Origin of the sequence: Rhodoplanes roseus, from assembly GCF_003258865.1 — a bacterium.
GTDB lineage: Bacteria > Pseudomonadota > Alphaproteobacteria > Rhizobiales > Xanthobacteraceae > Rhodoplanes > Rhodoplanes roseus.
Window position 1 is genome coordinate 1 of record NZ_NPEX01000384.1, and the last position, 4,459, is coordinate 4,459.

The 4,459-nt window shown below is 70.2% G+C and carries 6 protein-coding genes; 3 read left to right on the top strand and 3 right to left on the bottom strand.

Annotation, left to right across the window (positions count from 1 at the left end; genetic code table 11):
- The 3 genes from CH341_RS35430 to CH341_RS28625 all read left to right on the top strand — a co-directional run.
- Nucleotides 1–189, top strand: a 189-nt coding sequence (locus CH341_RS35430) for a hypothetical protein (RefSeq protein ID WP_210208658.1), incomplete at its 5' end; no start/stop codon positions are given.
- A 57-nt stretch (nt 190–246) separates the two neighbouring features.
- A complete protein-coding gene (locus tag CH341_RS28620; RefSeq protein ID WP_111422557.1) occupies nt 247–834 on the top strand; it encodes a glycosyltransferase in 588 nt (195 codons plus the stop codon).
- A gap of 74 nt (nt 835–908) precedes the next feature.
- Nucleotides 909–1,916 (top strand): bifunctional helix-turn-helix transcriptional regulator/GNAT family N-acetyltransferase, encoded by a 1,008-nt coding sequence (locus CH341_RS28625; protein WP_111422559.1) that lies wholly within the window; start codon nt 909–911, stop codon nt 1,914–1,916.
- 236 nt (nt 1,917–2,152) lie between these two features.
- On the opposite strand, the gene moaB is transcribed toward CH341_RS28625, so the two are convergent.
- The 3 genes from moaB to ypfJ form a co-directional block, all read right to left on the bottom strand.
- Nucleotides 2,153–2,716, bottom strand: coding sequence for a molybdenum cofactor biosynthesis protein B (gene moaB / locus CH341_RS28630; RefSeq protein WP_111422563.1), 564 nt, complete (start codon nt 2,714–2,716; stop codon nt 2,153–2,155).
- Between the two features lie 131 nt (nt 2,717–2,847).
- Nucleotides 2,848–3,201: a hypothetical protein gene (locus CH341_RS28635; protein WP_111422566.1), complete on the bottom strand. Its 354-nt coding sequence runs from the start codon at nt 3,199–3,201 to the stop codon at nt 2,848–2,850.
- Between the two features lie 78 nt (nt 3,202–3,279).
- Nucleotides 3,280–4,206, bottom strand: a complete 927-nt coding sequence (gene ypfJ, locus CH341_RS28640) for a KPN_02809 family neutral zinc metallopeptidase (protein ID WP_111422568.1) — start codon at nt 4,204–4,206, stop codon at nt 3,280–3,282.
- Between the last annotated feature and the right edge of the window lie 253 nt (nt 4,207–4,459).

Sequence of the window (4,459 nt, forward strand, 5' to 3'; positions counted from 1 at the left end):
GTCCGGCGCGACGGAATGATGGGCGGCTTCGGCACCGGGGCGGGGCTCGATGCGGGCCGGATCGGGCAGGCGTCGGAGGGCGGGGGCTGGGCTCATGGGGAGGAATATAAGCAACCAAAAAGAACAAAACAAGAACAATTAACGATAAGGACCGGCACCCTCATGGGCCGCGGAAATCATTCGGATTGAATCGAGTTTTCGGTGCCGCATCAGTATAGTGGCTGCGGGGAACCTGGCACGAGGGCCATGCTGAGCGTCGTCATCCCGACCCGCGATTGCGAGCGGGCGTTGGTCCGTACCCTCGCGGTGCTGGTCGGCGCGGCCGTCAGCGGCACGGTCCGCGAGGTGATCGTCGCCGACGGCGGCTCGCAGGACGACACTGCGAAGGTCGCCGAGATCGCCGGCTGCACAGTGCTGGTCTCCACGGCTCCGCTGTCGGTGCGGCTGCGCGAGGCCGTGGCCGCCGCCCGGGCCTCCTGGCTGCTGTTCCTGCGCCCCGGCGCCATGCCGGACCCGGCCTGGGTCGAGGAGGCGACGCGATTCGTCGACGACGCGGAGCGGCGCGGGATCGTCGAGGCGGCCGCGGTGTTCCGCGCCGAGCCGCTCGGCCGCGCCGGCTCCACGCTGTCCGGCCAAGCCATGGCGCTGCTGCGCGAGGCGGTGCGGCTTCGGCCCTCGCCCGACCAGGGACTACTGATCGGCCGGCGCTTCTACGACAGCCTCGGCGGCCATGCGGACGGCGACGACCCCGAATCCGCCCTGTTGGGCCGGATCGGGACGCGGCGACTGGTGAAGCTGCGCAGCGGCGTCACCGGCGCCGGCGACCCGGGCTGAAACGCCACCCTCTAATAATTGACTTGGTCAAGTATTCGTGTGACCGTGGCGGCCATCCTGCCGGAGATAGCCCCATGTCCCCGTCCGTCGCTTCCCCGTCCGTCGCTGCCTCGTCCGCTCTTCCCGAAATCCCGGTCTCCTCCGCCCGCGCCCGCCCCAATGCGGCGCGGATCGAGGCGGTCCGCCACTTCAACCGGGCCTACACGCGACGCATCGGCCTGCTGCAGGACGGGCTGGTCGACACGCCGTTCTCGCTGACCGAGGCGCGGGTGCTCTACGAGCTGGCCCAGGCGCCCGGCACGACCGCGACCGCGGTGGCGACGGTGCTGGGCCTCGACCACGGCTATCTCAGCCGCATCCTCAAGCGGTTCGAAAAGACCGGCCTGGTCGCCAAGAGCGCATCGCCGGAGGACCGGCGGCAGAGCCTGCTGACGCTGAGCGCCGCGGGCGCGACCGCCTTCGCCGAGCTCGACCGCCGCTCCCAGGACCAGGTCTCGGCGATGCTGACGGCGCTTCCCGACGCCGCCCAGCAGCGGCTGGTCGGGGCGATGCGGGCCATCGAGACGACGCTCGGCGCGGACGGCCAGCCGGCCGCCGTGGTGCTGCGGCCGCACTGCGCGGGCGACATGGGATTCGTGCTGGCGAGCCACGGCGCCGTCTACGCCGCCGAGCAGGGCTGGGGCCCGCGCTTCGAGGCGCTCGTCGCCGAGATCGCCGCGGACTTCCTGAAGACCCGGAATCCCGAGCGAGAGCACTGCTGGATCGCCGAGCGCGACGGCGTGCCGGTCGGCAGCGTGTTCCTGGTCGACGGCGGCGACGGCGTCGCCAAGCTGCGGTTGCTGCTGGTGGTGCCCGAGGCGCGCGGACTGGGGATCGGCCGGCGGCTGGTCGAGGCGTGCATCGCCTTCGCCCGCGCCCGCGGCTACCGGACGGTCGCCCTGTGGACCCAGAGCATCCTCACCGAGGCGCGCGGCCTCTACGCCTCGCTCGGCTTCACCCTGGTGACCCAGGAGCCCCACTGCGCCTTCGGGCACGACCTTCTGGGCGAGACCTGGGAGCTGGACCTGTCGGTGTCGGTCTGACCGGGGCGTCAGGCCGGGTCTCACGGCGTCGGCTGATCAGTCGCTCGCGACAACCGCTTCATCGCCCGGGGCTCCCCTCACCCCAGCCCCCTCCCCACCACTCGCTTCGCGAGCGGGAGGAGCCGCAGCGCCTCGCCTCCCCTCCTCCCACGCCCGCAGTGCGTGGCGGGGAAGGGTCGGGGGTGGGGGGCAGGTCTTGCACAAGCTGATCGAGCAGGACTCCGGATCGACAGCCCTCACACCGTCGCGCCCTTGGACTTGGGGCGGCGGAGGTGCTCGTCGAGGCGCGGCATGATCTCGACGAAGTTGCACGGGCGATAGCGGTAGTCGAGCTGGTGCACCAGGATGTTGTCCCAGGCGTCCTTGCAGGCGCCGGGCGAGCCCGGCAGGCAGAACACGTAGGTGCTGCGCGCGACGCCCGCGGTGGCGCGCGTCTGGATCGCCGAGGTGCCGATCTTCTGGAAGCTGACGAGCAGGAACAGGCTCGCGAACGCGTCCATGCGCTTCTCGAACAGCGGCTCGACCGCCTCCGGCGTGACGTCGCGTCCGGTGAAGCCGGTGCCGCCCGTGGTGATCACGACGTCGATCTCCGGATCGGCGATCCAGGTCTCGACCCGGCTGCGGATGGCGGCGACGTCGTCGACCACGATGCCGCGCGCCGCGATCGTGTGGCCGGCGGCCGTGATCCGCTCGACCAGCGTCGCGCCGGACTTGTCGTCCTCCGGCGTGCGGGTGTCCGACACCGTCAACACCGCGATCTTGAGCGGGACGAACTGTCGCGAATCGTCGAGGCCGGGCATGGGGTTCTCCATCGGGCCGGACCGCGGGCCCACTGGCCCACTGCCGGTGGCGCACGATGGCGTCCGGCCCGGCGGGCGTCAATCGGCCCGGAACGGCGCAGGCCGCGACACGGTGGAGAACGCGCCGCGATTCAGGCCGGCATGCGCTCGTGCGGCGTACCGGACTCGTCCCACGCGGTGACGCGATCGTGCTCGTTGTCGATCAGCAGCATCAGGTCGAAGTAGCGGACCGTCGGATAGTCGCCGGTGCGGCGCTTGATGGTCTCGCGCCAGGCGTCGTCGTGGGCGCGTTGCGCCGCCTCGACCGACGGCCAGATGTAGATGCCGGCGCCCGTCCCCTCGGTCTCGCCGATCCCGAGCAGGAAATGCTTGCGCAGGAGCTCGGGGTTGGCGCTCCATTTCGGGATCGTGGTCTCGGCGTCGGCGAGAACGCGCGCGCGGTCCCACCCCTTCGGCGACTCGAACGTCACCATCTCGACGATCATGGCCTGTCCTCGTGTGGCGAGGCCGCGCCCGGGCCGTGCGCCCCGGAGAGTCGCGCCCGCCGAACACGGGGCGTCGTATCACAAGTTCGCAGCCCTGAAGGTGTTGCAGGCCGCAACCGAGCCCTGCTTGAGGCCGATGTCGAACCAGCGCTGGCGCTGCGCCGAGGAGCCGTGCGTGAACGAGTCTGGCACCACGCGGCCGCGCGACTGCATCTGCAGCTTGTCGTCGCCGATCGCCGCCGCGGTGCGCATCGCCGCCTCGACGTCGCCGGGCTCGATCAGGTTCCACTTTTGGTCGGACTTGTTCGCCCACACGCCGGCGAAGCAGTCGGCTTGCAGCTCGACCCGCACCTGGAGCTGATTCGCCTCCACCTTGCTCATGCCCTGCTGCATCTCCTGGACCTTGGGCAGGATGCCGAGCATGTTCTGGACGTGGTGGCCGACCTCGTGGGCGATCACATAGGCCTGGGCGAACTGGCACGACTTGGAGCCGGCGTCGCAGCCTTTGAAGCGACGCTCGATCTCGCGGAAGAACGAGGTGTCGAGATAGATCTTCTTGTCGGCCGGGCAGTAGAACGGCCCCATCGCGGCCTGCGCCTGTCCACCGCAGGGCTGGGTGGTGACCTCGTTGTAGAGCACCAGCACGGGGGCCCGATAGGTCTTGCCGTCCTTGGCGAAGACCTCCTTCCACTGCACCTCGGTGCTGCCGAGCACCCGCGACACGAACTTGCCCATCTGGTCGTCGGGCGCGCCGGTGTGGCGCTGGCTCGACTGCGACGGAGCCTGATGCTGCTGGCCACCGCCCACCATCTCGGCGCCGCCGATCAGGATGCGCGGATCGATGCCGAGCGCCCAGCCGATCAGGCCCAGCACGACGATGGTGCCGATCCCCAGCCCGCCGCCGCCCATGCCCATCGGCATGCCGAAGCCGCCGCCGCGACCGCCGCCCTCCTCGCCGCGACGATCCTCGATATTGTCGCTCTCAGGCAGGTTATCCCAGCGCATCGCTTTGCTCCGTCGGCTCGCGCGTTTCGCCGCGCAGCCAGTGACTTCCGCCCGGCAGGACGCCGCAGGTCAGGCCGAGAATATGGTCCAGGACAATTTAAGGCGCCAGTGCGCTCCCGGGATTAAGCCGATTTTTACCTTGGTCGACGATCCTCTGGATGTCGGTTGAAGGTCTCGCGTCGCCGATCGCGTCGCTCAAGTACGAGTTCAGAGTCATGGGTGTTACGCGTCGCGGGGCGTCCGCAAGGACGCC